Genomic DNA, 26,465 nt, shown 5'->3' with positions numbered 1-26,465 from the left:
TGCCTGACGCCCCTATCCAGCCATGCATCGCGATTCGCTGCCGCTGCCCCCTGCGGCGCCCGCTTCCGCGCCGAACCCCGCTGCCACCGCGCTGATCCTGATGGGCGGCGGCGCGCGCGCCGCCTACCAGGCCGGCGTGCTCAACGGCGTGGCGCGCATCGCCGCGCGCCATGGCAAGGCGCAGGCCGCGCTGCCGTTCGGCATCATCGCCGGCACCTCGGCCGGGGCCATCAACGGCGCCGGCCTGGCCATCCATGCCGGCGACTTCGAGGCCGCCACGCAGAGCCTGGGGGCGCTCTGGCACAGCATCCATGCCGACGAGGTCTATCGCACCGACGTGCTGCGCGTGGGCGTGTCCGGGGCGCGCTGGCTGTCGACGCTGGCGCTGGGCTGGGCCACGCAGCGGCGCGCGCCGCGCGCGCTGTTCGACAACACCCCGCTGGGAAGCATGCTTGGCGAGCTGTTCGAGCCCGCGCGGGTGCAGGCCAGCCTCGACAGCGGCGCGCTGCAGGCCTTCGCGGTGACGGCGCTGTCGTACAGCACCGGGCGCCATGTGACCTTCTACCAGTCGCACCACCGCATCCATCCGTGGCACCGCAGCCAGCGCATCGCGGTGCCGGCGCAGATCACGGTGGACCATCTGCTGGCCTCGTCGTCGATCCCGTTCCTGTTCCCGGCCATGCCGCTGGAGCTGGACGGCCACCATGAGTGGTTCGGCGACGGCACCATGCGCCAGATGTCGCCGCTGTCGCCGGCGATCCACCTGGGCGCGTCGCGCATCCTGGCAATCGGCGCGGCCTCGCGCCAGCGCTCGGGCTGGTTCGACACCATGCCCGGCGGCGGCTATCCGTCGCTGGCGCAGGTGGGCGGCCAGGCGCTGGCCAGCATCTTCCTGGACGGCCTGAACGCCGACCTGGAGCGGCTGCTGCATATCAACCGGCTGCTGGCGCGCATGCCCGAGGTGGCCGGCGACCGCGAGGGCTGGCGTCCGGTGCAGGTGATGACGGTGGCACCCAGCGAGCCGATCGAGGCCATCGCCGCCGAGCACCAGAAGCAGTTGCCGCGCACCGTGCGCGCGCTGCTGGCGCCGCTGGGCGGCACCGAGGCGCGCGGCGCCGCGTTCGCCAGCTACCTGCTGTTCGAGCCGGCCTTCACGCAGGCGCTGATCGCGCTGGGCGAGCGCGACGCCGAAGCCCAGGCCGACGAGCTGGCGGCCTTTCTCTACGGCATCGTCCCAGGCACGGCGCCGGCCCCGCCGGGCACGGACGACCACGCGGCCGCGCAGGCAATCTCCCCCTGAGTTGCCGCCGTCACATGACGGTCTCAGAGGCGCCCGCGCTGGCACTTTGACGCGCCGCCGCGGCGCTGATCGCCCGGAAAAATGCAGAAGACGCCGGCAATCCCCGCGGAGCGTTGCATATTTGCCCCGATCCGGCCTAAAAAAGGAGAGAAGAGAATAATTCGCATCTGGTAGAATCTGCCCGTAATTTCAAAGGCTTACCATGCTCTACCCCGAACTGTTCAAATCGTTGGAAGCCGTCCGCTGGCACATGGACAAGGACATCCCCTGGGATACTTTCGACGCCAGCATGCTGACGGACGACCAGGCCAAGACCATTCGCATGAATGCGATCACGGAATGGTCCGCCCTGCCCGCGACCGAGATGTTCCTGCGCGACAACCGCCACGACTCGGACTTTTCGGCGTTCATGAGCATCTGGTTCTTCGAGGAACAGAAGCATTCGCTGGTGCTGATGGAGTACCTGCGCCGCTTCCGCCCGGACCTGGTGCCGACCGAGGAAGAACTGCACGCGGTGCGCTTCGAGTTCGACCCGGCGCCGCCGCTGGAAACGCTGATGCTGCATTTCTGCGGCGAGATCCGCCTGAACCACTGGTACCGCCGTGCCGCCGAATGGCACACCGAGCCGGTGATCAAGCATATCTACCGCACCCTGTCGCAGGACGAAGCCCGCCATGGCGGCGCCTACCTGCGCTACATGAAGAAGTACCTGGCGCAGTTCGGCGACAGCGCGCGCGCGGCCTTCGCCAAGATCGGCGTGCTGATGGCATCGGCGCGCCGTACCGAGAAGCCGCTGCACCCGACCAACCTGCACGTCAACAAGGCGCTGTTCCCCAACGACACGGTGCAGTCGCGGCTGCCGGACCCCGACTGGCTCGAGAAATGGCTGGACGAGCAGATCCGCTTCGACGAAGGCTGGGAAAAGAAGGTCATCGAACGGATCCTGCACAACATGTCGCTGCTGTTCGAACGCACCTTTGAAAGCGTGCAGGACCTGAACCGCTACCGCAAGGAGCTGAACGCCAGCCTGCAAGGCGCCGGCGCGCCCCGCCCCGCGCAAGCCTGAGCGGCCCGGTCCGGATAAAAAAATGCCCCGCCGAAGCGGGGCATTTTTTTGCCTACTTTTTTACCTTCACGCATTCCCGACAAATGCGGCCCGCGGCGGCGCGCCGGATCGGGTCCGGCCTGGCGGGTGGGGTACAACGCCGTTTTCCTGTTCCCGGAAATACGGTGCCGCGGATGATAAGCGCGCCAGCGGCTGCGCAGGTAGTAGCCGGTTACTACATCCTTGCCTGGCCGACGCCTGTGCCGTGCCGCGACGGCATCAGCCAGCGCGGCAAGAACAGGTACCATTCGGGCAAGCGCGCCGGCTCCGCCATGGTGCCGGCCTCCACCTATCCCATGTCCCGATCCATGTCCGCACCCGCCTTCGAATCCAAGCTGACTCCCCCCGACGACACCGCCGCGCTGGCCGCGCGCATCGCCACACTGCCGCGCCCGCTGGTATTTACCAACGGCGTCTTCGACATCCTCCATCGTGGCCATGCGACCTACCTGGCGCAGGCGCGCGCGCTCGGCGCGAGCCTGGTGGTCGGCGTCAATAGCGATGCCTCGGTGAAGATGCTGGGCAAGGGCGACGACCGCCCGCTCAACCATGAGTCGGACCGCATGGCGCTGCTGGCCGCGCTGGCGTCGGTCGACCTGGTGGCCATGTTCCGCGAACAGACGCCGGTGGAGCTGATCCGGCTGGTGCGCCCCGATATCTACGTCAAGGGCGGCGACTACGATATCGACACGCTGGAAGAAACCCGGCTGGTGCGCAGCTGGGGCGGCCAGGCCTATGCCATCCCCTTCCTGCACGACCGCTCGACCACCAAGCTGCTGACCAAGGTGCGCCAGGCCGGCTGAGCCGCCGCGCCTGCATTATTTGGCCCACTAAGCGCCCGGCGCCGACGCCGGCGTGGCCGGCGGCGGTTGCAGCCGCATGCGCTCGCCCCGCACCTGCTGCTCCAGCCGGTGCGGCTCGCGCGGCGATTCGAACCAGCCCGACAGCGGCTGCGCGCCGAACGCGCCCAGCACCGCGGCCAGCAGCACGGCGTTGGCGAGCAGCAGCAACAGCAATGCGATGCGCAGGGAGCGGGGGATCATGGGGAATCGGATGGAGGTGAGGACGTAGCGTCGGCCATCGCCATCGCATGCAGGCCGAGCAGCACCAGATTATCGTGCATGTCGAATGGCACCGTGAGCGCCCCGGCCAGCGCGTCGCGGGCACCGCCGGACAGCAGGCAGCGCGGCGGGCGCGCAGCATCGCCGCGCTCGCTTAGCGCGCGCCAGGTGCGCTCGATGGCGCCGGCCTGCGCCGCCAGGCAGCCGGCGGCAATGGCGTCGTGGGTGTTGTCGGCCCAGCGCCGCTGCGCGCCCGCCACGCTGCCGGCCTCACCGACATCCAGCGCCGGCAGCTGCGCCGTATTGCGCGCCAGCGTGCCCAGCATCAGCGCCAGCCCCGGCAGGATCAGCCCGCCTTCGAAGCGCGCGCCATCGTCGGTCACGGTGACGATATCGAGCGTGGTGGCGGTGCCGGCGGTGACCACCAGCAATGTCTCGCGCGGCAGCCAGCGGTGCGCGCCGACCGCGCCGGTCCAGCGGTCGACGCCCAGCTGGGTGGGTTCGCGATAGCCGTTGGCAAGGTCGCCATGGGCGGCGCTGCTGCGTACCCACTGCACCGGCGCGCAGCCGCCGAAGGCGTCGGCCAGCGCGGCATCGACGGCGACGGCAATCACCGGCCCGGCCACATTGCTGATCCACACCGACGGCATCGGCCCGCTGGCGCGCAGCGCGCGCAGTTCGGCGGCCAGGGCCTGCAGCGCGCCGTCGTCGGCATGCGCGACCGCACCGGCGTGCTGCCACGGCGTCGGCAGCGCAGAGATGCCAGCGGTGGCGGGCAGCGCCGCACCGGCGTCGCACCACGCCCACTTGAGCCGGGTATTGCCGATATCGACCAGCAGGCGCGGCGCGCTCATGCGTGTCCTTCCTGGCCGGGGACGGGCCGCAGCGACAGCTCGCCGCTGGCGATGCGCTCCAGGCCGGCGGGTGTTTCCAGCAGCAGGTGGCCGGCCTCGTCGACGCCGCGCGCCATGCCTTCGGCGATCACCTGCCCGTCGTGCAGCAGCCGCACCGGCTGGTCGCGGTAGGCATCGGCGGCGGACCAGCGCCGCGCCATCGGCCCGAAGCCATGCGCGAGGAAGTCCGCACGCATCGCCGCCAGCCGCTCCAGCACCGCAGCCAGCAGGCGCGGCGCATCGCGCCCGGCATCGAAGCCGGGCATGGCCTCGGCCACGCCGGCCAGTTCGCGCCCCAGCGCGGCCTCCATCTGCGCATCGCGCACCAGGTTCAGGCCGATGCCGATCACCGCCCAGACCCGCTGCGGCCCCGCCGGCACCGATTCGATCAGGATGCCGGCCAGCTTGCGGCCGTCGATCTGCAGGTCATTGGGCCATTTCAGGCCCACCCGCGCGCCCAGTGCCGGGGCCAGGTCGCCCAGGGCCTCGGCCAGCGCCAGGCCCACCGCCAGGCTCAGCCCGCTCAGCTGCGCCGGCGCCAGCGCCAGCGGCAGCGCCACGGAAAATGTCATGCCGGCCTGCCCCTGCCACGGCCGGCCCTGGCGCCCGCGCCCGGCGGTCTGGCGATAGGCCAGGCGCAGCGTGCCGGCGTCGGACCACGGCGCCTGGCGGCAGCGCGCGGTCAGGTCGGCATTGGTCGAGCCGGTTTCCTCGACCAGTTCCACGGTCCAGTCGCGCAGCGCGGGCGACAGCATGGCGCGCAGCGCGCCGGCATCGATGCGCCACGACGTGACGGTGGAAGGATCGGGCGGAGTCGGAGGAACGGGGGACATGCGCGGCAATGGACTGGGATGAGCGGGATCGCGGTCGGCACAGGCGGGATTCCGGCGTGTAACCGGCGTCCGCGGCAGATGCCGCATTGTAGCCGTGCCGCGCGCCAGGGCATGCGACCGGCACGGCGTAGGTCGCGCCAGCCGGGCGCGTGGCTTAGAATCGAGACTCGGCCATCACATCGCTAGCCCTTGGAACGCCAGACGACGCCAGACTTCCAGATCACGCGCGGGGACGGAACCGTCAGCGTACAGCTGCGTGGCGACTGGACCGCGCTCGCGCTGGCCGGCTGCCGGCAGGCGCGGCAGCTGCGTGCGCAGCTGCACGAGCTGGCGCAGGCCCCGGATAACGCGCAATGGTCGCTGGCCGGCGTCGAGCGCCTCGACCATATCGGCGGGCAGCTGCTGTGGCAGGCCTGGAACGGCGCGCTGCCGCAACGGCTCGAGGCCAGCGAGGGCCAGCGCCGCGTGTTCGAGCGCATCGCCGCGGTGCAGGACGAGGGCTGGAAAAAGCACATGGTGGACCGCTTCAACCCGGTCACGCTGTTCGGCGCCAACGTGCTGTCGTTCGGCGCGCAGCTGGGCAACGGCATCACCATGCTGGGCCAGCTGGCGTTCGACCTGCTGCGCTTCGCGCGCATGCCGCAGCGCGGCCCGTGGCGCGAGATCTCGGCCAACATCTACAACGTCGGCTACAAGGCGCTGGGGATCACGGCGCTGGTCGGCTTCCTGATCGGCATCGTGCTGTCGTACCTGTCGGCCAACCAGCTGCGCACGTTCGGCGCCAGCACCTTCATCGTCAATATCCTGGGCATGGCGGTGATCCGCGAACTGGGGCCGGTGCTCGCCGCAATCCTGATCGCGGGGCGCTCGGGCTCGGCCATCACCGCGCAGATCGGCGTGATGCGCGTGACCGAAGAGCTGGACGCGATGCGCGTGATGGGCATCTCGCACGGCTTCCGGCTGATCATGCCACGGGTGATCGCGCTGGCCATCGCCATGCCGCTGCTGGTGGCGTGGACCGACGTGATGGCGCTGGCCGGCGGCATGCTGGCCGCGCGCATGCAACTGGGCATCAGCGCCACCTTCTTCCTGCGCGAGCTGCCCGATGCGGTACCGGTGGCCAACCTGTGGCTGGGGCTGGGCAAGGGCGTGGTGTTCGGCATCCTGATCGCGCTGACCGCGTGCCACTTCGGGCTGCGCATCAAGCCCAACACCCAGAGCCTGGGCGAAGGCACCACCGCCTCGGTCGTGACCGCGATCACCATCGTGATCCTGGCCGACGCGATCTTCGCCATCCTGTTCAAGGACGTGGGCCTGTGAACGCGCCAGCGAACCAAACCCCGCCAGGCGCGCCGCCACCCGCGCCGGAGCGCACCCCGGTGATCGAGGTCCGCAACCTGGTCAAGCGCTTCGGCAAGGCGGTGGTGCACGACCATGTGGACCTCGACGTCTACCGCGGCGAGGTGCTGTCGATCGTCGGCGGCTCGGGCAGCGGCAAGACCGTGCTGCTGCGCCAGATCGTCGGGCTGGAGCGCCCCACCTCCGGCACCATCAAGGTCTTCGGCGAAGACCCGGCGCGGCTGCGGCCGGCCCAGCTGCAGGCGCTGCGCAGCCGCTGGGGCCTGCAGTTCCAGCGCGGCGCGCTGTTCTCGGCGCTGTCGGTGATCGACAATATCGCGCTGCCGCTGCGCGAACTGCGCGCGCTGCCCGACAACCTGATCTGCCAGGCGGCGCTGCTCAAGCTGCAATTGGTGGGGCTGTCGGCGCGCGACGCCGACAAAATGCCGTCGGACTTGTCCGGCGGCATGATCAAGCGCGTGGCGCTGGCGCGCGCGCTGTCGCTGGAACCCGAGCTGCTGTTCCTGGACGAACCCACTGCCGGCCTGGACCCGATGGCGTCCGACGACTACGTCGCGCTGATCCGCGAGCTGCGCCGCGAGCTGGGCCTGACCGTGGTCATGATCACGCACGACCTCGACACGCTGGTGGCGCTGTCCGACCGCGTCGCGGTGCTGGCCGACCACAAGGTGATCGCGGCCGCGCCGATTGCGCAAGTGGTGGAGGTGGACCATCCCTTCATCCGCGAGTATTTCCTGGGCGAGCGCGCCCAGCGCGCCCTGCAGGCGCTGCCCCAGCCCGGGCAGCCCGCGGCGCCGCCCCCTGGAGAAGCATGATGGAAAACAAGTCCCACGCCTTCCTCGCCGGCGTGTTCACCATCGGCCTGGCCGTGCTGGTGCTGTTCGCGATCTTCTGGTTCAGCAGCGACCACGCGGTGCGCGTGCCGTACGACCTGATCACCCGCTCGACCGTCAACGGCCTCGGCCCGCAGGCCGACGTCAAGTACCGCGGGCTGGCGGTGGGCAAGGTCGAGTCGATCAAGTTCGATCCGCAGGTGCCGGGCCAGATCATCGTGCGCGTCAACGTCAACCGTGAAACGCCGATCACGCGCACCACGTACGCCACGCTGGGCTTCCAGGGCGTGACCGGGATCGCCTACGTCCAGCTCGACGACTCCGCCGCGCACGATGGCACCGCCGCCTCGCCGCCGCTGCCGACCTCGCCGCGCGCGGTGGCGCGCATCGCCATGCGGCCCGGCTTCTTCGAGGAACTGGAAAAGCGCGGCGATTCGCTGCTGACCCAGGCCGAGACCCTGATGGGCTCGCTCAACGACATGTTCCGCGGCGCCAACCGCGACGAGCTGATGGCGGCGATCCGCTCGGTGCGCAAGACCGCCGAAGATTATTCGCGGCTGTCCGATTCGCTCGCTCCGGCCGCGCAGCGCCTGCCGAAAGTGGCCGAGAACCTGAACGCGACGCTGGAATCGACGCGGCGGCTGACGCAGGAACTGGCCAACCCCAACGGCACCGTGATGCGCACCGTCGACAGCGTCGGGCGCGACCTGCAGTCCGCTTCCGCATCGGTGCAGTCGGCCGCGGGCACCTTCAGCGAAGAGACCCTGCCGCAGCTCAATGGCCTGGCCCGCGACGCGCGCCAGACCGCGCGCAGCTTCGAGCGCGCCGCCGGCCAGTTCAACGAGAGCCCGAGCAGCGTGCTGTTCGGCGGGCCGGCGCCCACGCCGGGCCCCGGCGAGCCGGGCTTCAGCGCGGCGCCGTAGCGCGTCCGGCCTGCGACAAAGCCCGCCCCATCGATCACGCCACACGCCAACCGCGAGAATCCGCCGTGAACCCTGCAACCGAGATGCCACGCTTGCTGCGCTCCGCGCCCGCCCGCCTGCGCGCGGCCCTGCTGATTTTCTCCGCCGGCCTGGCGCTGTCGGGCTGCGCGCTGACGCGCGGGGAACCGACCATCACCTATGACCTGGGCCCCGCCCTCGCCGCCGGCGCGGCCTCCGGCAGCGGGAACCCTGCGCCCGCCGCGCTGCCCAAACTGCGCGTGGCGCAGACCGACGGGCCCAACTGGCTGGAAGGCAATGCGCTGTTCTACCGGCTCCAGTACGCCCAGGCGCAGCGCCTGCAGGCCTATGCCACGCAGCGCTGGGTGATGTCGCCCACGCGGCTGTTCGACGAGCGCCTGCGCGAGGCCGTGGCCGCGCGCGGCACGCTGGGCTGGTCCGGCGACAGCAGCGTGCCGGCGCTGAAGGTGGACTTGCTGGAGTTCGACCAGGTGTTCGACAGCGCCACCACCAGCGAAGGCGTGGTGCGGCTGCGCGCCACCGTGTACCGGCACGGCATGCTCGGCCAGCAGACCTTCGAGGCGCGCCGACCCGCGCCCAGCGCCGACGGCGCCGGCGGCGTCAAGGCGCTGGCCGAAGCCAGCGATGCCGTGATTGCCGCGCTGCTCGACTGGATCGGCACGCTGCCGCTCAAGTAACGCCACAGGAGATTTGCCATGGAGCCGGCTCCTCCGCCGCTCTCCGCGCCGCCACCGGCGGCTCAGCCCACGCCGGCCGCCACCGGTCCGCAGCACTCGCCGCTGGCGCGCGTGGGGCTGCTCTGCTTCACGCTGCTGGTGATCTATGCCAGCCTGTACCCGTTCTCCGGCTGGATCGACAACGGCATCTCGCCCTTTGCCTTTGTCAGCGCGCCCAAGCCGCGCTATATCACTGACTTCGACCTGCTGACCAACGTGCTGGGATATTTCCCGTTCGGCGCGCTGGTGGTGCTGTCGCTGCATCCGCGCGTGTCGGGCGGGCGCGCCACGCTGGTGGCGCTGGTCGCCGGCGCCCTGCTGTCGGCGTGCATGGAGGCCTTCCAGACCTGGCTGCCCAGCCGGATATCGTCCAACATCGACCTGATCACCAATGCGCTGGGCGCGCTGCTCGGCGGTGCCGTGGTGGCGCCGTTCACGCGCGCGCTGATCGATGATGGCCGGCTGACGCGGCTGCGCCATGCGTGGTTCGAGCCGCATGCCAGCTTTGCCATCATCCTGCTGCTGCTGTGGCCGTTCGCGCAGGTGTTTCCGCAGGAGCACCTGTTCGGCATGGGCGGCATCGTGCGCGAATGGCTGACCGACCCGGAATCCTGGCCGATGCAGGTGCTGCAGATGGTGTTCCCGCAGCTGGAGGCGTGGCAGGACCATATCGGCCTGCGGCCCGAGGACATGCAGAGCCAACAGTTGCTGGAATCGCTGGTGACCGCCAGCAGCTGGGTCGGCACCGGCCTGTTCGCCTCGGTGGCGATGCGCCGCAGCGCGCCGATGCTGCGCATCCTGGCCGGGCTGCTGGCGGCGGCGCTGCTGCTCAAGGCGACCGCGGCCGAGCTGCAGTTCCCGACCGAAAGCGCCTTCGTCTGGCTGTCCGAGGGCGGGCGCTTCGCGCTGCTGACCAGTTCGCTGGTGCTGGCGCTGCTGCTGTACCTGCCGCGCTGGCTGCGCGCGGTGTTGGCGATGGCGGCGCTGATCGTGCTGGTGGCGCTGACCAACGTGCTGCCGTCCAACCCCTATGCGTGGATCTCCGAGCAGGGCTGGCGCATGGGCCGCTTCATCCACTTCAACAGCCTGGCGCAATGGCTCGGCTGGCTGTGGCCGTTCCTGGCGTTCTGCTATGTGATCTGGCGCTTCGAGCAGGTCAGCCTGCGCCGCCATGCGATGAAGAAAGCCGCGGCGCGCCGCGAGGCGGCCGCGGCCAACCTGCAGGAGTAAGCTGGCGCCGAATTGCGCGCCGACATGCGCGCCGGTGCTCAGTGCAGCTGCCCGCCCTGTTCGCGCACATCGGCGCGGGTCGACAGCGCCGTCGCCACCGCGGTGCGCAGGCCCTTCACCAGCGTCTCGTGCGCCAGGCTCGGCTGGCCCGGATGGCGCGCGGCCTGCTCGGGCAGATACGGAATGTGGATAAAGCCGCCGCGCACCGCGCCATCCGGCTGCCGCGCCAGCCGGTGCATCAGCCCGTAGAACACATGGTTGCAGACGAAGGTGCCCGCGGTCTGCGACACCGACGCCGGCACGCCGGCCGCGCGCATGTCGCGCACCATCGCCTTGATCGGCAGCGTGGCAAAGTAGGCGGCCGGGCCGTCGGCGACGATGGCGGTGTCGATCGGCTGCGCGCCGGCGTTGTCGGCGATGCGCGCATCGTCGACATTGATCGCCACGCGCTCGACCGACATCTCGGCGCGCCCGCCGGCCTGGCCGACGGCGATCACCAGGGTCGGCCGCAGCGCATCGAGCAGTTCGGCGATCGCATCGAGCGCCGCGCCGAACACGCACGGCAGCTGGCGCGCGACAATCACCGCGTCGCCGACGCGCTCGCCGTCGAGCGCGCGCACGGTTTCCCACGACGGGTTGACCGGTTCATCGTCGAACGGCTCGAAGCCGGTCAGCAGCACGGTTGGCATGGCGGGTCTCCTGCGCTTACATCAGCCAGTACAGCAGCACGATATTGGCCGCCAGGATCGCCAGCGCGGTCGGCACCTGCGCGCGGATCACGGCGTTCTTGTCATCGAGTTCCAGCAGCGCCGCCGGCACGATATTGAAGTTGGCCGCCATCGGCGTCATCAGCGTACCGCAATAGCCCGAGAACATGCCGATCGCCGCCATCACCGCCGGATTGCCGCCGAACATGCCGACCAGGATGGGCACGCCGACACCGCCGGTCATCACCGGGAAGGCGGCGAAGCCATTGCCCATGATCACCGTGAACAGCGCCATGCCGACGCAGTAGACCGCCACCGCCACCAGCTTGTAGTCCAGGTTGATATAGGCGGTGGTCAGGTGGGCCACGGCCTTGCCCACGCCTGCGTCGGCAAACACCAGCCCCAGCATCGCCAGCATCTGCGGCAGCACCAGCGCCCAGCCCAGCGACTCGGTCAGCCGGCGCGATTCGCGCAGGCCCTGCGCCACAGTGTCGCGCGTGAGCCAGCACACCACCGCCAGCGAGATCAGGCAGCCGATCCCCAGCGAAACGAAGGTCACGTTCTTGGGATCGAGCAGCGGCACGCCGGCGATCCTGACATCCTTGAACAGCATGGTGCCGATCACGGTCACCAGCGGGATCAGCAGCGCCGGGATGAACAGCTTGTTGCCGAGGCGGCTCGCACTGGCGCGGCGCTCGGCCTCGGGCAGGCTTTCGTGCTTGCCGTGGCCGACGCCGCCGAAGCCCGCGATCAGCGCCATCACCACCGCGCCGATGCCGACCGCTGCCGGCGGCAGACGGTCGCCGGCCAGGAACACGATCGCATATAGCAGCCAGAACAGGCCGGTGCTGAGGCGGCGCGGATGGGCGCGGTCGGTGAAGGTCATCAGCGCGGTGATGGCCAGCACCAGGCCGGCGAGCCAGTACAGGTATTCGATCGAAATAATCATGGCGCGTTCCTTACTCGGCGCTCTGCGCGGGCATGGCGGCGCGGGCGGCGCGGGCGGCGCGGGCGGCGCGGGCGGCGTTCGGGCCCAGCTCGCGCTCGAGCCAGCCGTCCAGGCGCTTGAGGCGCACGGCATGGATCAGGAAGGCGCAGATCGCGGTGGGGATGCCCCACACGGCGATATGCAGCGGCTCGACCTCGATGTTCGACGACAGCAGGAAGGTATGCATCAGCGCGATCGCGCCGAACGCGACGAAGATGTCCTCGCCGAAGAACAGGCCGACGTTGTCGGTGGCGGCGCAGAAGGCCAGCACGCGCTGGCGCACCGGCTCGGGCAGGTGGCCGAAGCGGTTCTCGGCCGCGCCCTCGGCCATCGGTGCCAGCAGCGGGCGCACCATCTGCGGATGGCCGCCGAGGCTGGTCAGGCCGATCGCCGCGGTCAGTTCGCGCACCCCCAGGTAGACGATCAGCAGGCGGCCGACCGTGGCCGAGGCAATGCGCGCGATCCACGCCTGCGCATGCTCGCGCAGCCCGTGGCGCTCCAGCAGGCCGATCACCGCCAGCGGCAGCAGGATGATCAGCGGCAGGTTGCGCGCTTTCACGAAGGCGGTGCCGATCGCGGAGAAGATCTGCATCAGCGGCATCGGCGCGGCCAGCCCGGTGGCCAGCGCGGCGAGCACCACCACCAGCATGGGATTGAAGCGCAGCACGAAGCCGACGATGATGACGCCGACCCCGACAAGGGGCCAGAGATTGACTGCCTGTTCCATGGAAACACCAAACGAAGATAACGAAGGCGCGCGGACAGCAGCCGTCGTGACGCGTGACGGGGCAGGCCGCGTGGGGGAAATGCCGGCGTGAAGGCGCGGGAACGCGCTCAGTCGCCGGCGCGGATCGCGATGCCTTCCGCGCCCAGCCGTTCCCGGATGCGGCGCGCGAAGGCCAGCGCGTGGGCGCCGTCGCCGTGCAGACACACGGTTTCGGCCTGAATCGGTACCCAGGTGCCGTCGATGGCGCGCACGCGCCGCTCGCGCACCATGGTCAGGGTCTGGGCGAGGGCAACTTCTTCGTCCTCGTGCAGCGCGCCGGGCGTGCCGCGCTTGACCAGCGTGCCATCGGGGTTGTAGCCGCGGTCGGCAAAGACCTCCTGCCTGACGCGCAGGCCGGCCTCCCTGGCCACGTCGATCATCTGGCTGCCGGCCAGGCCGAAGAACACCAGGTCGGCATCGAAGTCGCGCACTGCGCGCACGATCGCACGCGCCAGCGCCGGGTCGCGCACGGCCTGGTTGTACAGCGCGCCATGCGGCTTGACGTGGTGCAGCACCCCGCCCTGCGCGCGCACGATCGCATCGAGCGCGCCGATCTGGTACAGCACGTCGGCGTAGACGTGCTCCGGGTCGCGCTGCATCTCGGTGCGGCCGAAGTTATCGCGGTCCGGGTAGCTCGGGTGCGCGCCGATCGCCACGCCATGCGCCAGCGCCCACTGCACCGTCTGCACCATGGTGGGGGCGTCGCCCGCATGCCAGCCGCAAGCGATATTGGCCGAGCTGATCAGCGCCAGCAGCGCCTCGTCATTGCCACAGCCTTCGCCAAGATCCGCGTTCAAATCGATCTGCATTGCCATTCTCCTGTGCGGCGCCCGGGCGCCTTGCTCATGCGGCCGCCCGCGTGCGGGTCCGCCGGCGCGCGGCAATGGGCATGCCATCGCCCTGCCACTGCAGCGCCTGCTCGATCTGCCGCAGGTAGCGCGACAGCTCCTCCTGCGCCGCCTGCGCCTGCGCCAGCGTGACCTGCACGAAGCGCACCGGCGCGCCCAGCGGCACCTGCGCCAGCCGCCATAAATCCGCTTCGATCACCACGCCGATCTTGGGATAGCCGCCGGTGGTCTGCGCATCGGCCATCAGCGCGATCGGCTGGCCGCCCGGCGGAACCTGCATCACGCCCGGCATCACGCCGTGCGAGAGCAGGTCGGCGCTGCGCTCGGGACGCCGCGCCAGCGCCGGGCCGGCGAGGCGCAGGCCCATGCGGTTGCTGTTGGGCGTGATGGTCCAGTCGGCCTGCCACAGCGCGGCCTGCGCGGCGGCGTCGAAATCCTCGTATTCCGGCCCCGGCAGCATGCGGATCGCCGTGGCCTTGCCGTCGACCGCGGCGGGCAGCGCCCACGCCGGCGCCTGCACGCCGATCCAGTCGGTCTCGGCTTCCAGCCCCGGGCGTCCTGCGGGCAGGCGGTCGCCCTCCTGCAGCGCGCGGCCGCCCAGCCCGCCGAAGCCCGACTTCAGGTCGGTGCTGCGCGAACCCATCACCGGCTCGACCGCAATCCCGCCCGCCACGCACAGGTACACGCGCGTGCCGCCGCGCGTCGACGGCAGCGTCAGGGTCTCGCCCTTGTGCGCGTCGAACGCATGCCACGACCACACCGGCATGCCGTCCAGGTTGGCGCCGCATTCGGCGCCGGCCAGCGCCACGCGCATATCGGCATGGAAGCGCACCGCGGCGCGTCCCAGCGTGAATTCAATGGCCGCGCAGCCGGGCGCATTGCCGAGCAGGCGGTTGCCGACTTCCACCGCCAGCATGTCCATGGCGCCGCAGCGGCCCACGCCAAAACGGCGGAAGCCGGTACGGCCCAGGTCCTGCACCGAGGCGAGCGCGCCCGGACGAAGGATCTCGATCACGCGATGATTTCCTCGGCAACGAAGCGCACGGTATCGCCGGGCGCGAACAGGGACGGCGGATCGCGGTCCGCCACGAACAGCTCGGCGTCGGTGCGCCCGATCAGCTGCCAGCCGCCCGGCAGCACCGCCGGATAGATGCCGGTCTGCTCGCCGCCGATGCCGACCGACCCGGCCGGCACCGCCACCCGCGGCTCGCGCCGCCGCGGCGTCGCCAGTTCCGGCGCCAGCCCGCCCATATAGGCGAAGCCGGGCTGGAAGCCGAGGAAGTAGACCACGTACTCGCCCGCCGCATGGCGGCGCACCACTTCCTGCGGCGTCAGGCCGGTATGCGCGGCGACGTCGCCCAGGTCCGGGCCATGCTCGCCGCCGTAGCGCACCGGGATCTCGACCAGCTTGCCGGTCGCATTGCGCGCCTCGCCCGAGGCCCACGCCAGCTTCAGGTTGCGCTCGAGCGCGTCGACGTCGGCACTGCCGTCGAAGATCACGGTCAGGTTGTTCATGCCGGGCACCACGTCGACCACGCCGCGCCAGTCCGCGGCACGCGCGGCCATGGCCCAGATGCGGCGCTGGACTGCCAGCGATGCGGGCGGCGCGACGCTGTACAGCAGCGCCTGCTCGGCAAGTCGGTGGACGGTGCAGTTCATGAGATTCCCGGTAGCGCACTAGCTACCCAGTGTAGGCAGACAAGCCGGAATGTGACGTCTTTGTATTTCATCGATAATTTATCGATGAATTCATCATATCGAAATGGACCGGGCGGGGACAGTCGGGGTTGACCCTAGGAGGGCACAGGTCGGCGGGTGGACGGCACCAATCGACGCGAGTAGGATTAAATCCTACCGATGGGAGATCGTCATGCGAACCACGCAACAATTGAGCGTCACGCTGCCGACCGAGATGGCTCAGGCGGTCAAGGACAAGGTGCGGTCGGGCGAATACGCCAGTGAAAGCGAGGTCATTCGCGATGGCCTGCGTGCGCTGCTGGCGCGTGACCGGGCCGTGGACGCGTGGCTGCTGCAGCAAGTTGGCCCTGCCTACGATGCGCTCCAGACCGATCCGTCCCGTGCCGTGACCGCAGATGACGTTCGTGCTCGTCTGGCAGCCAAACAGGCTGGGAAAGCCAAAGGCCGATGAGAACCTATCCCGTCGTCTTTGCGCCGGAGTTTGTGGAGCAACTTGAGAGCTTGTACGACTATATCGCCGAAGAAGCGTCGCCCTACATCGCGGCCCGGTACACATGCTGAACGAGTCAGATTGAGTCGACGATGTCCAATGGCGCCTGGCAACGAGGCGGGCACGAGCGAAAACAAAAACGGCCGGGGAAATCCCCGGCCGTCTTCTTATTCCCAACCAACCCGCTCAGGCAAACCCCGCCTGATGCGCCTGCTGGTCGGCATGGTAGGAACTGCGCACCATCGCCCCCACCGCAGCGTGGGTGAAGCCCATCTTGTAGGCCTCTTGCTCGAACATCTTGAAGGTGTCGGGATGCACGTAGCGCAGCACCGGCAGGTGGTGGTTCGACGGCGCCAGGTATTGGCCGATGGTCAGCATGTCGATGTCGTGCGCGCGCATGTCGCGCATGACATCCAGGATTTCCTCGTCGGTCTCGCCCAGGCCGACCATCAGGCCGGACTTGGTCGGGACGTTGGGATTGCGGCGCTTGAATTCCTGCAGCAGCTTGAGCGAGTGCGCGTAGTCGGCGCCCGGGCGGGCCTGCTTGTACAGGCGCGGCACGGTTTCCATGTTGTGGTTCATCACGTCGGGCGGGCACGCCTGCAGGATGTCCAGCGCCTTGTCCAGGCGGCCGCGGAAGTCGGGCACCAGCACTTCGATGCGGGTGTCGGGCGACAGCTCGCGCGTCTGCGAGATGCAGTCGACATAGTGCTGGGCGCCGCCGTCGCGCAGGTCGTCGCGGTCGACGCTGGTGATCACCACGTAGTTCAGCTTGAGCTGGGCGATGGTGCGGGCCAGGTTGCCCGGCTCGTTCACGTCGAGCGGATCGGGGCGGCCGTGGCCGACGTCGCAGAACGGGCAGCGCCGCGTGCACTTGTCGCCCATGATCATGAAGGTGGCCGTGCCCTTGCCGAAGCATTCGCCGATATTCGGGCAGCTGGCTTCCTCGCACACCGTCACCAGGTTGTTGGCGCGCAAGATGTCCTTGATCTCATAGAAACGCGAATTACCGGTGGCGGCCTTCACGCGGATCCAGTCCGGCTTCTTGAGCTTCTCGGCCGGCACGATCTTGATGGGGATGCGCGCGGTCTTGTCGGCCGACTTCTGCTTGCGGGTCGGGTCGTACTGCTCCGCGGGGGACTGCGGGGCTTCGCTGGAAGAGGCGTTCGGGGCGATCAGTGCGTCGCTCATACATTTCTCCGCACGCGCTCGGCGTGCATTTCGCTTTTGACTAGGAGGCCAGGGCCGGGGCGGCAGGTTCTTCAGCCGCCAGCACGCGAGCCTCGTGCGCTGCCAGCACCTCGCACAATGCAGCCGCCAGGCGCTGTGCGATCTCGGGTTGTGTTGCCGCGGTCACGGGCACCGGAGCGCCGTCGGCATCCGCCACCGGGCAGGTGGCGCCCGCGGTGGCCATGTCGACCGTTTCCAGTCCGGCATAGCCGCAGGGATTGATGCGCAGGAACGGAGACAGGTCCATCTGCACGTTGAGGCTGACGCCGTGGTAGCTGCAGCCGTTGCGGATCTTGAGGCCGAGCGCGGCAATCTTGGCGCCCTGGTGCGTCCCGCCGGACAGGTAGATGCCGGGGGCGCCGGGCTTGCGTTCGGCTGCGAGATTATACGCCGCGAGCGTGTCCAGCACGGCCTGCTCGATGCCGTGCACCAGCTCGCGCACCATCAGCCGGCGGCGGCGCAGGTCCAGCAGCAGGTAGGCCACCACCTGCCCCGGGCCGTGATACGTGATCTGTCCGCCACGGTCGATCTGCACCACCGGAATCCGCTCGTCCGGGGCCAGCAGATGCGCGGGGTCGCCCGCCTGGCCCAGCGTGTAGACCGGCGGATGCTCGACCAGCCAGACCTGGTCGGGCGTCTCGGGGGTGCGTGCGGCGGTGAAGGCGCGCATCGCGTCGAAACACGGCTGATAGTCTTCGCGGCCGCGTTCGATGACTTGAATCGGATGCATGGCGAGAGTGTAACGAAAAGGGCCGGCTTGCGCCGGCCCCGACTTGGCCCATTCAGCGTGCCCCAGGCGGGCAACCGTCCGATGCGTCACGCGACCAGACCAGGCGCAGATGGCCCCGGTCCCGGTGCGATACGGACGTTGTCCCGCCCGGCCCCGCTTCAGGAGGCGGTGACCCGGTCCTGGTTAGGCGTCCACTCCGTGCCTCGAACCAGCCGGCGCAGGCTGCGGTACACCAGGTGCGGCAGGTCGGCCAGCGTCAGCGCCGGGCGGCGGGCCTCGGCAATCAGCGCCAGGCGCACCGGATGCAAGGCGCGCGGGTCGATGCTGAGCACCACCTCGTCCCCGGCACGCAGCAACAGGCTTCCGCCACAACGCAGCCAGTAGTCCTCCGAATCGTTCTCGCGGGTCAGCCAGACATCGGTACCACGGGCCTCGGCAATATGGAGGCGCTGGGCCGCATGCACCGACAGCGTGGTGACTTCGCCAGGATTCAGGGTGAACTCGGTCGTTGTGAGCACGGTTTTCATGGTGGTTCTCCGTTCAGCCGGCCCTGGCGGGGATACGCCAGACGCAATACGGATTCACGGCGAGTCGCGGAAATTGGCCCGGCAAGGGGACCAGGCCAGTTAAATCCTGCGAACATCGCTGCGAAGACGGGGGCAACTGCGGGGGCCGGTGATGGAATATTAGTGATTGCCCGACCACTATCAAAACGATATATTTTCTTTGTTCTTGTTAGCCAATCTCACATAACCCCGATCGTCTGGAGGCGGCCATGGCCTGGAAAAGCGCCTGGGAGAAAGACCTGCCGCGCGGCTGGCACCGCGAATTGCCGCGCCTGCCGGCGCTGACCGCGCTGCGCGCGTTCGAAGCCGCGGCGCGGCACGAGAGCTTTTCGCGCGCCGCTACAGAGCTGTTCGTCACCCACGGCGCGGTCAGCCACCAGATCCGCGCGCTGGAAGAGGAACTGGGGATGCCGCTGTTCGAGCGCCACGGCAAGCGCGTGGCGCTGACCCCGGCGGGCCGGCTCTATGCCGAGCGCGTGCGCGACGCGCTGCTGCAGATCGCCGATGCCACGCGCGCGCTGCAGGCCGGCAACCGCGACAAGCGCCTGACCATCAGCACCATGCCGTCGTTTGCCGCGCGCTGGCTGACGCCGCGCATCGGCAGCTTTATCGAGCGCCACCCGGAACTCGATGTCGAACTGCTGTCGTCGAACACGCTGGTCAACTTTGCCCATGAAGAGGTCGATATCGCGCTGCGCATGGGCAGCGGCGACTATCCCGGCCTGTATGTGGAGCGGCTGCTCGACGACGTGTTCTTTCCGGTGTGCAGCCCCGCCTTCAACGGCGGCCGGCTGCCGGAACGGCCGCAGGACATGGCGGGCATGCCGCTGCTGCGCGGCGAAGGCGATCCGTGGAAGCCGTGGTTCGAGGCCGCGGGGCTGGACTGGCCCGAGCCGCGCAAGGGCCTGCTGCTGGAAGATTCGTCGCTGCTGCTGCAGGCCGCCTCGGAAGGCCAGGGCATCGCCCTGATCCGCTCTTCGCTGGCGTATAACGACCTGCTGTCCGGGCGCGTGGTGCGGCTGTTCGACGTCAGCATCCCGTGCCCGTGGCTGCTGTACTTCGTGTGCGCGCCAGGTTCGCTGAACCTGCCCAAGGTGCAGGCGTTCCGAGGCTGGCTGCTGCCCGAGATCGAGCGCTTCCGCGAGGTGCTGGCGCAGTGGGAGTGAGTCAGTCTTCGGGGTTGGCGTCGATCTGCGCCGCGCTGGCGGCGGCATCGGCCGCCGTTTTGGCGCGCGCGCGGCCGGCACGCGGGTGGGCCTTGTCGTAGACCTTGGCCAGGTGCTGGAAATCGAGCGCGGTGTAGACCTGCGTGGTCGAGATGCTGGCATGGCCGAGCATCTCCTGCACCGCGCGCAGGTCGCCGGAAGACTGCAGCATGTGCGTGGCGAAGGAATGCCGCAGCATATGCGGATGGACGTCGGCCGGCACCCCGGCGCGCAGCGCCTGCTGCTTGAGCCGCAGCTGCACCGTGCGCATCGACAGGCGCCGTCCGCGCGGGCCGAGGAACAGGGCATTGGCGTCCTCGGGCGCGGCGCCCGGCCGCAGCAAGCCGTCGCGCACCGCAAGCCATGCCTGCAGCGCGGCGATGGCCTTGCTGCCGACCGGCACCGAGCGCCGGCGCGAGCCCTTGCCGGTCACGGTGACCTCGGCGCCGGCCAGGTCGAGCCAGCCGCTGGAGCGGTAGCCGTCGGCATCGGCATAGCGCAGGTCCAGCTGCACCAGCTCGGACAGCCGCAGCCCGCTCGAGTAGAACAGTTCGTAGACGGCCAGGTCGCGCAGCGCCTCGGCATCGGTGCCGGCAGGGTGCGCCACCAGCGCCACCGCATGCTCGACCGACAGCGCCTTGGGCAGCGCGTGCCCGGAGCGCGGCGCGCGCACGCCGTCGACCGGATTCACGGTCACGCCATGGCCATGGCGCGCCGCCCAGAGATAGAAGCCGCGCCATGCCGACAGCGCGCGCCCGATGCTGGTGCCGACCAGCCCGGCGGCATGCAGCCGTGCGGCGAAATGGCGGATATGGTGGGTCTGCAGCGCCAGCAGCGCGACGCCCGGCGCATGCTGCGCCGCATGTGCCTGCAGCACGCGCAGTTCGCGCGCATAGCCCGACAGCGTGTGCTCGGCCAGCTTGCGGCTGCCGCGCAGCCAGTCGAGGTAGCGCGTGACCAGCGGGTCTTGTGGCGGCGCTTCGGCGCCGGCTGGAGCGGGCGGCGCGACCGCGTCGCGCGGCGGCCGGCGTGCAGTCATGCCGAGAGCCGCGGCTTCAGTCGCGCAGCCGCTTCAGCGCGGCACCCGCGACCTCGCCGATCTGCGACAGGTAGGCGGTGCCCATGCCGTCGTGGAAGCGGCGCGGGTCGGGCGAGCCCAGCACCAGCAGGCCAAAGGCGGCGCCACGCACGTCGGCGCCGGCCTCGGCCTTGCCGGCGGGCAGCGGCACGCGCAGCGTCACCATCGCCAGCGAAGTGATATCGTCGCGCTCCAGCAGGCTGGCCGCCTCGAAGCCGCTGTTGCTTCCGCAGTACGGTGCGCGCAGGCCTTCGGCAAAGATGCGCAGGTCTTCGCTGGCGCCCTGCGCGACTTCCATGTGCGCGTACTGTTCGGCGACATCCCACATCTTGAGCGCCACCGCCGGCACGTCGAACACCTGCTGCAGGCCGTCCTGCACCGCATACGGCAGCGCGTGCGAATCCGCCTCGGCCAGCAGGCGCAGCTGCCAGTCGTGCAGGCGCTGCTGGGTGCGGTCGTTCTCGTGGCCATGGCGGACCAGGTCCGCCAGGCGCAGCTCCAGGCCCTTGTTCTTCTCGCGCAGGATTTCCATCTGGCGTTCCTGCAGCGACACGGCACGATGGCTGTGCGGGCTGGTCAGCTGCACCGCGGCCAGCAGCTCGGCATGCTCTTCGAAGAATTCAGGATGGCTCTGCAGGTAGGCGGCGACGTCTTGGGCGTTCATGGGGCGTGGACCGGTAGAGGTAAAGTGGGTGGCAGTTTAGCAAAGCGGTCGTGACGGGCGCGGCGAAAGCGCTCAAGCCCGCCTCAGATTCCACCTAGGTCTGGATCAGCCGCTTCTGCCGCGAAATGCTCATCAGGATGCCGATGCCCGCGCCCAGCGTCACCAGCGCGGTGCCGCCGTAGCTCAGCAGCGGCAGCGGCACGCCCACCACCGGCAGGATGCCGCTGACCATGCCCATGTTGACGAAGGCATAGGTGAAGAAGATCAGCGTGATCGAGCCCGCCAGCAGCCGCGAGAACAGCGTCGGCGCATTGGCGGCGATAAAGAGCCCGCGGAAGATCAGCAGCAGGTACAGCACCAGCAGCACCGCGTTGCCGATCAGGCCGAACTCTTCCGAGTACACGGCGAAGATAAAGTCGGTGTGCTTTTCCGGGATGAACTCCAGGTGGGTCTGCGTGCCCTTGAGCCAGCCCTTGCCCTCGACCCCGCCCGAGCCGATCGCAATGATCGACTGGATCGTGTGGAAGCCCTTGCCGAGCGGATCGCTGGTCGGGTCCAGCAGCGTGCAGACGCGGTGCTGCTGGTAGTCGTGCAGCACCGGCCAGTTCACGCCCGGCGCGCACATGTCGTTCTGGAACGTGATCAGCAGCGTGATGGCGACCACCAGGATCCCCATCAGCGGCAGGATCAGCTTCCACGACAGCCCGGCGAAGTAGATCACGTACAGGCCCGCGGCCATCACCAGCAGCGCCGTGCCCAGGTCGGGCTGCTTGGCGATCAGGCCGACCGGGATCAGCAGCAGGCCCAGCGCGACGATGAAGTCGAACCAGCGGATCACGCCCTCGCGCTTCTGGAAGTACCACGCCAGCATCAGCGGCATCGAGATCTTCATGATCTCGGACGGCTGGATCACCATGCCGACATAGAGCCAGCGGCGCGCGCCCTTGCGGATCAGGCCGAACATGGCCACCGCGATCAGCAGCGCCACCCCCACCGTATAGATCGGCACCGCCACCCGCATCAGCGTCTGCGTCGGCAGGTAGGCGATCACGAACATCACCACGTACGACAGCAGGATGTTGCGCAGCTGGTCCTCGACCCGGCCCGGCATATCGATGGCGGCCGAATACAGCGCCACGATGCCGGTGGCGAACAGCAGGAACACGATCAGCGAGAGCGGCTTGTCAAAACCGGTCAGCGCGGTCTTGACCAGGGACATGACGCGGCGTCGATCCATGCGCGTCTCCTTCAGCGAGTGGCGTCGGCCCCGCTGGCTGCCTTGGCAGCCACGGGCCTGACGCGTGGTTTGGGTGCGGGCGCCTTGGCCGGCACGGCCGCAGCCGAGGCCGGCGCGGGGGCCTGCGGCTTGCTGTGACCCAGCGCCTGCAGCATGCGCTGGTCCAGCGTCTGCACCGCCGAGGCCGGGGCGATGGCGTCGGGGTCGAGCATCGCGGCGATCGCCTCCGGCGTCGGCACCTGCGCGGCCGAGGCGGCCGCCACCGCGCTGGCGTCAGCGCCGCTGGCCGGGGCGCCGCCGCTGGACATCACCGTGGCGCTGGCAATGCTGGCGGTCTGGCCGGTGGTGAACACGCTCGGCGTATCCACCGGCGCGCGGCCGGCCACACGCTCAGCGGCGGGCGGCGCGATCGCCTCGAGCTCGGCGGGCCACTTGCCGGTCAGGTAGTAGTCCATCACCTTGCGCGCGATCGGCGCGGCCACCGCGGCGCCGAAGCCGGCGTTCTCGACGATCAGCGCGATCGCGATCTTGGGGTTGTCGGCCGGCGCGAAGGCGGTGTACAGCGAGTGGTCGCGCTTGTGCTCGGCGAGCGCGTGGTGGTTGTACTTCTCGCCCTTGGACAGGCTGTAGGTCTGCGCCGTGCCGGTCTTGCCGGCGGACTCGTAGGCGGCACCGGCAAACACGCGCGCAGCCGTGCCCGAGTGCGTCACCGCCACCATGGCGCGCTTGATCACGTTGATGTCGGCCTGCTTGAACGGAATGGTGTAGCTTTCCTTGGGCACCGTCAGCGTGCGCTTGCGCGTGACCGCGTCTTCGATGGCTTTGACCAGGTGCGGCTTCATCACCTTGCCGTCGTTGACGATCACCGAGGTCGCCTGCGCCAGCTGCAGGATGGTGAAGCTGTTGTAGCCCTGGCCGATGCCCAGCGAGATGGTCTCGCCCTCATACCACTTCTGCTGCTCGGGCTTGCGGTAGGCCTTGCGCTTCCACTCGGTCGACGGCAGGATGCCGCGGCTTTCGCCCTCGATGTCGATGCCGGTGATCTGGCCGAAGCCGAGCGGCTTCATGAAGTCATGGATGCCGTTGACGCCCATGTCGCGCGCCAGCGCGTAGTAATAGGTGTCGCACGAATGCACGATCGAGCTGTGCATGTCGACCCAGCCGTGGCCTCCCGGCTTGTCGTCGCGGAAGGTGTGGTTGCCCAGCGTGAAGTAGCCCGGGTCGGACATGCCCCACGCCGCGGTGCGCTTGCCGGTGGTCAGCGCGGCCAGCGCCATGAAGGGCTTGTAGGTCGAGCCCGGCGGATAGGTGCCCCTGAGGGGTCGGTTCAGCAGCGGCTTGTCGGGCGAGCCGTTGAGCTCGTTCCAGGTATTGGTGTCGATGCCCTCGACGAACAGGTTAGGGTCGAAGGTCGGCTTGGAGACGAAAGCCAGGATGTCGCCGGTGGACGGCTCGATCGCCACCAGCGCGCCGCGGCGGTTGCCATAGAGCGCCTCGGCCAGCTGCTGCAGGCGGATGTCGAGCGACAGGATCAGGTTGTTGCCGGGCGTGGCGGGCGAGGTCGACAGCGTGCGGATCGGGCGCCCGCCCGCGCTGACTTCCACTTCCTCGAAGCCGGTCAGCCCGTGCAGCTCGCTCTCGTAGCTCTGCTCCAGGCCGATCTTGCCGATGTAGTTGGTGCCCTTGTAGTTGTCGGCATCCTTGCGCGGGTCATACTTGGCGCCGTCGGCATCGTTGGCCACGTCCATGGCCTCGATGCGCTCCTGGTCGCGCTGCGAGATCCGGCCCAGGTAGCCGATCACGTGCGAGGCCGACTCGCCCAGCGGATACTGGCGGAACAGCCGCGCGCGCACGTCCACGCCGGGAAAGCGGAAGCGCTGCGCGGAAAAGCGCGCCACTTCCGCGTCGGTCAGCTGGCTGCGGATCGGCAGGCTTTCGAAGCTGCGCGACTCTTCCATCAGCCGCTTGAAGCGGCGCCGGTCGCGCGGCTGAATGTCGACCAGGCTGGACAGGCCCTCGATGGTGTTGTCGAGCGTATCGGTCAGCTTGGACGGGGTGATCTCGAGCGTGTACGCCGAATAGTTGCGCGCCAGCACGATGCCGTTGCGGTCCATGATGATGCCGCGGTTGGGCTCGATCGGCGCGACCGAAATACGGTTGTCCTCGGCCTTGGCCGAGTACTGGTCATGCTTGTACCACTGCAGCCACAGGAAGCGCGAGAACAGCAGGCCGAAGCACACCACCGTAAACAGCGCCGCGGCCGCCACGCGGATGCGGAAGCGGCCGATTTCCAGTTCGACGTTGCGGATTTCGGTCATGGTACTGCTCAGCCTGGGAGAAATCGGTGGTGGGCGATGGCGGCGTCAGATCGGCCGGGTCTCGTCGACATCGGTCGAGCGGCGCTGCGGCGCCAGCAGCAGGCTGGTGGCGAGCGGCCACAGCAACGCCTCGATCGCCGGCGCCAGCAGCAGCGGCCAGCCGGGCAGCGGCGCGCCCATCGCCAGCCGGATCAGCACCGGCACCGCGTGCGCGATGAACAGCAGCGGCAGCACATGCAGCGCTTGGGTATAGACCGTGAACCACAGCACGCGGCGGTGGATGGTGATGGCGAAGTAGGCCAGCAGCGTGTACGCCAGCGCATGCTCGCCCAGCAGCCGGGCATCGTGCACGTCCATCAGCAGGCCCAGCAGGAAGGCCACGCCCATGCCGACCTTGCGCGGCTGGTGGATGTTCCAGAACACCAGCACCAGCGCCACCATGTCCGGGATCCACAGCGTGGTGCCCCACGGCATCAGGTTGAACAGGAACGCCAGCACGAAGCTGAAGGCGATGAAGGCCGGGTTGACCGGCCGCAGCAGGTATTGGGGATTGGTCACCGTGGTGCCTCCTTGGCGGGCGCGGCCTTGTCGGCCGCGGCGCTGTCGGCGGCGGCGCGCGCCGCGGCGGACTTGGCGCCCTTGACCGGCGCCTCGGGCCGGGCCTCGACCGTTTCACGCGCCGGAATGGCGGCGTCGTAACGCACCACCAGCAGCTGGCGGTGCGCGCGCACGCCGGCCACCGGCTCGCAATAGACGCGCGAAAACGCGGTATCGGCCTTGCGCTCGATCTGCACGATCTTCGCCACCGGCAGGCCCGGCGGATAGGTGCCGTCCAGGCCCGAGGTCACCAGCAGGTCGCCCTGCTGCAGGTCGGCGGCGGCGGCCATGAAGCGCAGGTCGAGGTGGCCCGCGCGCGCGCCGCCGAAGGCCACGCTGCGCAGGCCGTTGCGCACTACCTGCACCGGAATCGCCTGGTCCTTGTCGGTCAGCAGCGTCACCTCGGACTGGAACGGCGACACGCGCGTGACCTGCCCCACCACGCCGCGCTCGTCGATCACCGGGTAGCCGGCGCGCACTCCGTGCTGGCTGCCCTTGTCGATCACGATGCGCTGGCTGTACGGGTCGCGCGCGTCGTACAGGATCTCGGCCGCGGTCACCGGCGTGGCCGACTGCTGCGCCAGCCCGAGCAGCTTGCGCAGCTGGTTGTTCTCGGCCTCGAGCTGCGCCTGGCGCACCGACGCCTGCGCCTGCTGCACCGCGTTCTGGCGCAGCTCGCGGTTCTCGGTGGCGAGCGTCGCCGACGACTGGGCGTAGTCGAACATGGTGCGCAGCGCGTCGCGCGGCGCCAGCACCAGGCGCTCGACCGGCATCAGCACGGTGGCGGCCACCTGCCGGCCCACGCGCAGCGCGTCGAAACGGGCGTCGACCACCAGCAGCGCCAGCGCGATGCCCACGTACAGGACCAGCCTGGCGACGGCCGAGGTGCCTTGCTTGAAGAGCGGCGGAGGGGAGTAATCCATTTACCCGAACAAAGGCCGGAGGCCACGCGGAAACGCCCCGCCGCCCGCCTTGCCGCGCCCCGGCCCCTGGCGGGGACAGGCGCGGCACGGTCGGGCGGCGGGAGCTGCCAGGGCCGGGCCCCGGCGGA

28 protein-coding genes are annotated in these 26,465 nt (G+C 69.5%); 10 read left to right on the top strand and 18 right to left on the bottom strand.

The window, feature by feature from the left end; genetic code table 11:
• The first annotated feature begins 22 nt into the window (after window positions 1-22).
• From ACEI37_RS11500 to rfaE2, 3 genes are all read left to right on the top strand, one after another.
• On the top strand, window positions 23-1,300 hold the full coding sequence (locus ACEI37_RS11500) for a patatin-like phospholipase family protein (protein ID WP_373378999.1): 1,278 nt from the start codon (window positions 23-25) through the stop codon (window positions 1,298-1,300).
• Window positions 1,301-1,502: 202 nt separating this feature from the next.
• Complete coding sequence (locus ACEI37_RS11495; RefSeq protein ID WP_373378998.1) at window positions 1,503-2,366, top strand: ferritin-like domain-containing protein; 864 nt, start codon at window positions 1,503-1,505, stop codon at window positions 2,364-2,366.
• 347 nt (window positions 2,367-2,713) lie between these two features.
• On the top strand, window positions 2,714-3,208 hold the full coding sequence (gene rfaE2 / locus ACEI37_RS11490) for a D-glycero-beta-D-manno-heptose 1-phosphate adenylyltransferase (protein WP_373378997.1): 495 nt from the start codon (window positions 2,714-2,716) through the stop codon (window positions 3,206-3,208).
• Window positions 3,209-3,235: 27 nt separating this feature from the next.
• On the opposite strand, the gene ACEI37_RS11485 is transcribed toward rfaE2, so the two are convergent.
• Genes ACEI37_RS11485 through ACEI37_RS11475 form a run of 3 tightly spaced genes read right to left on the bottom strand, consistent with a single transcriptional unit; the run spans window position 3,236 to window position 5,192 of the window.
• Window positions 3,236-3,448, bottom strand: coding sequence for a hypothetical protein (locus ACEI37_RS11485; RefSeq protein ID WP_373378996.1), 213 nt, complete (start codon window positions 3,446-3,448; stop codon window positions 3,236-3,238).
• On the bottom strand, window positions 3,445-4,320 hold the full coding sequence (locus ACEI37_RS11480) for a type III pantothenate kinase (protein ID WP_373378995.1): 876 nt from the start codon (window positions 4,318-4,320) through the stop codon (window positions 3,445-3,447). The genes ACEI37_RS11485 and ACEI37_RS11480 overlap by 4 nt, the downstream gene beginning before the upstream one ends.
• Window positions 4,317-5,192 (bottom strand): biotin--[acetyl-CoA-carboxylase] ligase, encoded by an 876-nt coding sequence (locus tag ACEI37_RS11475; protein WP_373378994.1) that lies wholly within the window; start codon window positions 5,190-5,192, stop codon window positions 4,317-4,319. Before ACEI37_RS11475 ends, ACEI37_RS11480 begins: the two co-directional genes overlap by 4 nt.
• A 189-nt stretch (window positions 5,193-5,381) precedes the next feature.
• Between ACEI37_RS11475 and ACEI37_RS11470 the strand changes: the two genes are divergently transcribed.
• The 5 genes from ACEI37_RS11470 (at window position 5,382) to ACEI37_RS11450 (ending at window position 10,292) form a co-directional block, all read left to right on the top strand.
• Window positions 5,382-6,512: an MlaE family ABC transporter permease gene (locus ACEI37_RS11470; RefSeq protein WP_373378993.1), complete on the top strand. Its 1,131-nt coding sequence runs from the start codon at window positions 5,382-5,384 to the stop codon at window positions 6,510-6,512.
• A complete protein-coding gene (locus ACEI37_RS11465; RefSeq protein ID WP_373378992.1) occupies window positions 6,509-7,366 on the top strand; it encodes an ABC transporter ATP-binding protein in 858 nt (285 codons plus the stop codon). The genes ACEI37_RS11470 and ACEI37_RS11465 overlap by 4 nt, the downstream gene beginning before the upstream one ends.
• Window positions 7,363-8,307: an MlaD family protein gene (locus ACEI37_RS11460; protein WP_373378991.1), complete on the top strand. Its 945-nt coding sequence runs from the start codon at window positions 7,363-7,365 to the stop codon at window positions 8,305-8,307. Before ACEI37_RS11465 ends, ACEI37_RS11460 begins: the two co-directional genes overlap by 4 nt.
• 83 nt (window positions 8,308-8,390) lie before the next feature.
• Window positions 8,391-9,023: an ABC-type transport auxiliary lipoprotein family protein gene (locus ACEI37_RS11455; protein ID WP_373380330.1), complete on the top strand. Its 633-nt coding sequence runs from the start codon at window positions 8,391-8,393 to the stop codon at window positions 9,021-9,023.
• An 18-nt stretch (window positions 9,024-9,041) separates the two neighbouring features.
• Window positions 9,042-10,292 carry a VanZ family protein gene (locus ACEI37_RS11450; protein ID WP_373378990.1) on the top strand — a complete coding sequence of 417 codons (1,251 nt, stop codon included), beginning with the start codon at window positions 9,042-9,044 and terminating at the stop codon, window positions 10,290-10,292.
• A 38-nt stretch (window positions 10,293-10,330) separates the two neighbouring features.
• Here ACEI37_RS11450 and pcp read toward each other — a convergent pair whose 3' ends face one another.
• The 6 genes from pcp to pxpB all read right to left on the bottom strand — a co-directional run bounded on the left by pcp (window position 10,331) and on the right by pxpB (window position 15,260).
• A complete protein-coding gene (gene pcp, locus ACEI37_RS11445; protein ID WP_373378989.1) occupies window positions 10,331-10,981 on the bottom strand; it encodes a pyroglutamyl-peptidase I in 651 nt (216 codons plus the stop codon).
• 16 nt (window positions 10,982-10,997) lie between these two features.
• The gene (locus ACEI37_RS11440; protein ID WP_012351412.1) at window positions 10,998-11,948 is read right to left on the bottom strand and encodes a DUF979 domain-containing protein; all 951 of its coding nucleotides are present in this window, start codon (window positions 11,946-11,948) and stop codon (window positions 10,998-11,000) included.
• Window positions 11,949-11,958: 10 nt separating this feature from the next.
• On the bottom strand, window positions 11,959-12,714 hold the full coding sequence (locus tag ACEI37_RS11435) for a DUF969 domain-containing protein (RefSeq protein WP_373378988.1): 756 nt from the start codon (window positions 12,712-12,714) through the stop codon (window positions 11,959-11,961).
• Between the two features lie 107 nt (window positions 12,715-12,821).
• Entirely contained in the window at window positions 12,822-13,562 is a 741-nt protein-coding gene (gene pxpA / locus ACEI37_RS11430; RefSeq protein ID WP_373378987.1) for a 5-oxoprolinase subunit PxpA, read from the bottom strand.
• A gap of 34 nt (window positions 13,563-13,596) precedes the next feature.
• Window positions 13,597-14,616: a biotin-dependent carboxyltransferase family protein gene (locus tag ACEI37_RS11425; RefSeq protein WP_373378986.1), complete on the bottom strand. Its 1,020-nt coding sequence runs from the start codon at window positions 14,614-14,616 to the stop codon at window positions 13,597-13,599.
• Window positions 14,613-15,260, bottom strand: a complete 648-nt coding sequence (gene pxpB, locus ACEI37_RS11420) for a 5-oxoprolinase subunit PxpB (RefSeq protein ID WP_062796198.1) — start codon at window positions 15,258-15,260, stop codon at window positions 14,613-14,615. The genes ACEI37_RS11425 and pxpB overlap by 4 nt, the downstream gene beginning before the upstream one ends.
• Before the next feature lie 211 nt (window positions 15,261-15,471).
• Between pxpB and ACEI37_RS11415 the strand changes: the two genes are divergently transcribed.
• A complete protein-coding gene (locus tag ACEI37_RS11415; RefSeq protein WP_373378985.1) occupies window positions 15,472-15,750 on the top strand; it encodes a type II toxin-antitoxin system ParD family antitoxin in 279 nt (92 codons plus the stop codon).
• Between the two features lie 225 nt (window positions 15,751-15,975).
• On the opposite strand, the gene lipA is transcribed toward ACEI37_RS11415, so the two are convergent.
• The 3 genes from lipA to ACEI37_RS11400 all read right to left on the bottom strand — a co-directional run bounded on the left by lipA (window position 15,976) and on the right by ACEI37_RS11400 (window position 18,276).
• On the bottom strand, window positions 15,976-16,980 hold the full coding sequence (gene lipA / locus ACEI37_RS11410) for a lipoyl synthase (RefSeq protein ID WP_373378984.1): 1,005 nt from the start codon (window positions 16,978-16,980) through the stop codon (window positions 15,976-15,978).
• Between the two features lie 40 nt (window positions 16,981-17,020).
• Window positions 17,021-17,749: a lipoyl(octanoyl) transferase LipB gene (gene lipB, locus ACEI37_RS11405; protein ID WP_373378983.1), complete on the bottom strand. Its 729-nt coding sequence runs from the start codon at window positions 17,747-17,749 to the stop codon at window positions 17,021-17,023.
• Window positions 17,750-17,907: 158 nt separating this feature from the next.
• On the bottom strand, window positions 17,908-18,276 hold the full coding sequence (locus ACEI37_RS11400; protein WP_373378982.1) for a DUF2917 domain-containing protein: 369 nt from the start codon (window positions 18,274-18,276) through the stop codon (window positions 17,908-17,910).
• Between the two features lie 248 nt (window positions 18,277-18,524).
• Here ACEI37_RS11400 and ACEI37_RS11395 point away from each other — a divergent pair, with 248 nt between their 5' ends.
• Entirely contained in the window at window positions 18,525-19,481 is a 957-nt protein-coding gene (locus tag ACEI37_RS11395) for a transcriptional regulator GcvA (protein WP_373378981.1), read from the top strand.
• Between the two features lies 1 nt (window position 19,482).
• Here the strand turns inward: ACEI37_RS11395 and ACEI37_RS11390 are convergent, their stop codons facing one another.
• The 6 genes from ACEI37_RS11390 to mreC all read right to left on the bottom strand — a co-directional run bounded on the left by ACEI37_RS11390 (window position 19,483) and on the right by mreC (window position 26,337).
• The gene (locus ACEI37_RS11390; RefSeq protein ID WP_373378980.1) at window positions 19,483-20,559 is read right to left on the bottom strand and encodes a tyrosine recombinase XerC; all 1,077 of its coding nucleotides are present in this window, start codon (window positions 20,557-20,559) and stop codon (window positions 19,483-19,485) included.
• Window positions 20,560-20,575: 16 nt separating this feature from the next.
• Window positions 20,576-21,262, bottom strand: coding sequence for a DUF484 family protein (locus ACEI37_RS11385; RefSeq protein WP_373378979.1), 687 nt, complete (start codon window positions 21,260-21,262; stop codon window positions 20,576-20,578).
• A gap of 94 nt (window positions 21,263-21,356) precedes the next feature.
• A complete protein-coding gene (gene rodA / locus ACEI37_RS11380; protein WP_092315232.1) occupies window positions 21,357-22,499 on the bottom strand; it encodes a rod shape-determining protein RodA in 1,143 nt (380 codons plus the stop codon).
• An 11-nt stretch (window positions 22,500-22,510) separates the two neighbouring features.
• A complete protein-coding gene (gene mrdA, locus ACEI37_RS11375; RefSeq protein ID WP_373378978.1) occupies window positions 22,511-24,817 on the bottom strand; it encodes a penicillin-binding protein 2 in 2,307 nt (768 codons plus the stop codon).
• Window positions 24,818-24,862: 45 nt separating this feature from the next.
• A complete protein-coding gene (gene mreD, locus ACEI37_RS11370) occupies window positions 24,863-25,375 on the bottom strand; it encodes a rod shape-determining protein MreD (RefSeq protein WP_012351397.1) in 513 nt (170 codons plus the stop codon).
• The gene (gene mreC, locus ACEI37_RS11365; RefSeq protein WP_373378977.1) at window positions 25,372-26,337 is read right to left on the bottom strand and encodes a rod shape-determining protein MreC; all 966 of its coding nucleotides are present in this window, start codon (window positions 26,335-26,337) and stop codon (window positions 25,372-25,374) included. Before mreC ends, mreD begins: the two co-directional genes overlap by 4 nt.
• Between the last annotated feature and the right edge of the window lie 128 nt (window positions 26,338-26,465).

The sequence above is a fragment of the Cupriavidus nantongensis genome (genome assembly GCF_041726985.1).
Taxonomy (GTDB): domain Bacteria; phylum Pseudomonadota; class Gammaproteobacteria; order Burkholderiales; family Burkholderiaceae; genus Cupriavidus; species Cupriavidus nantongensis_A.
Note: the sequence above shows the minus strand (reverse complement) of the source record. Positions and strands in the feature narration are given on the sequence as shown.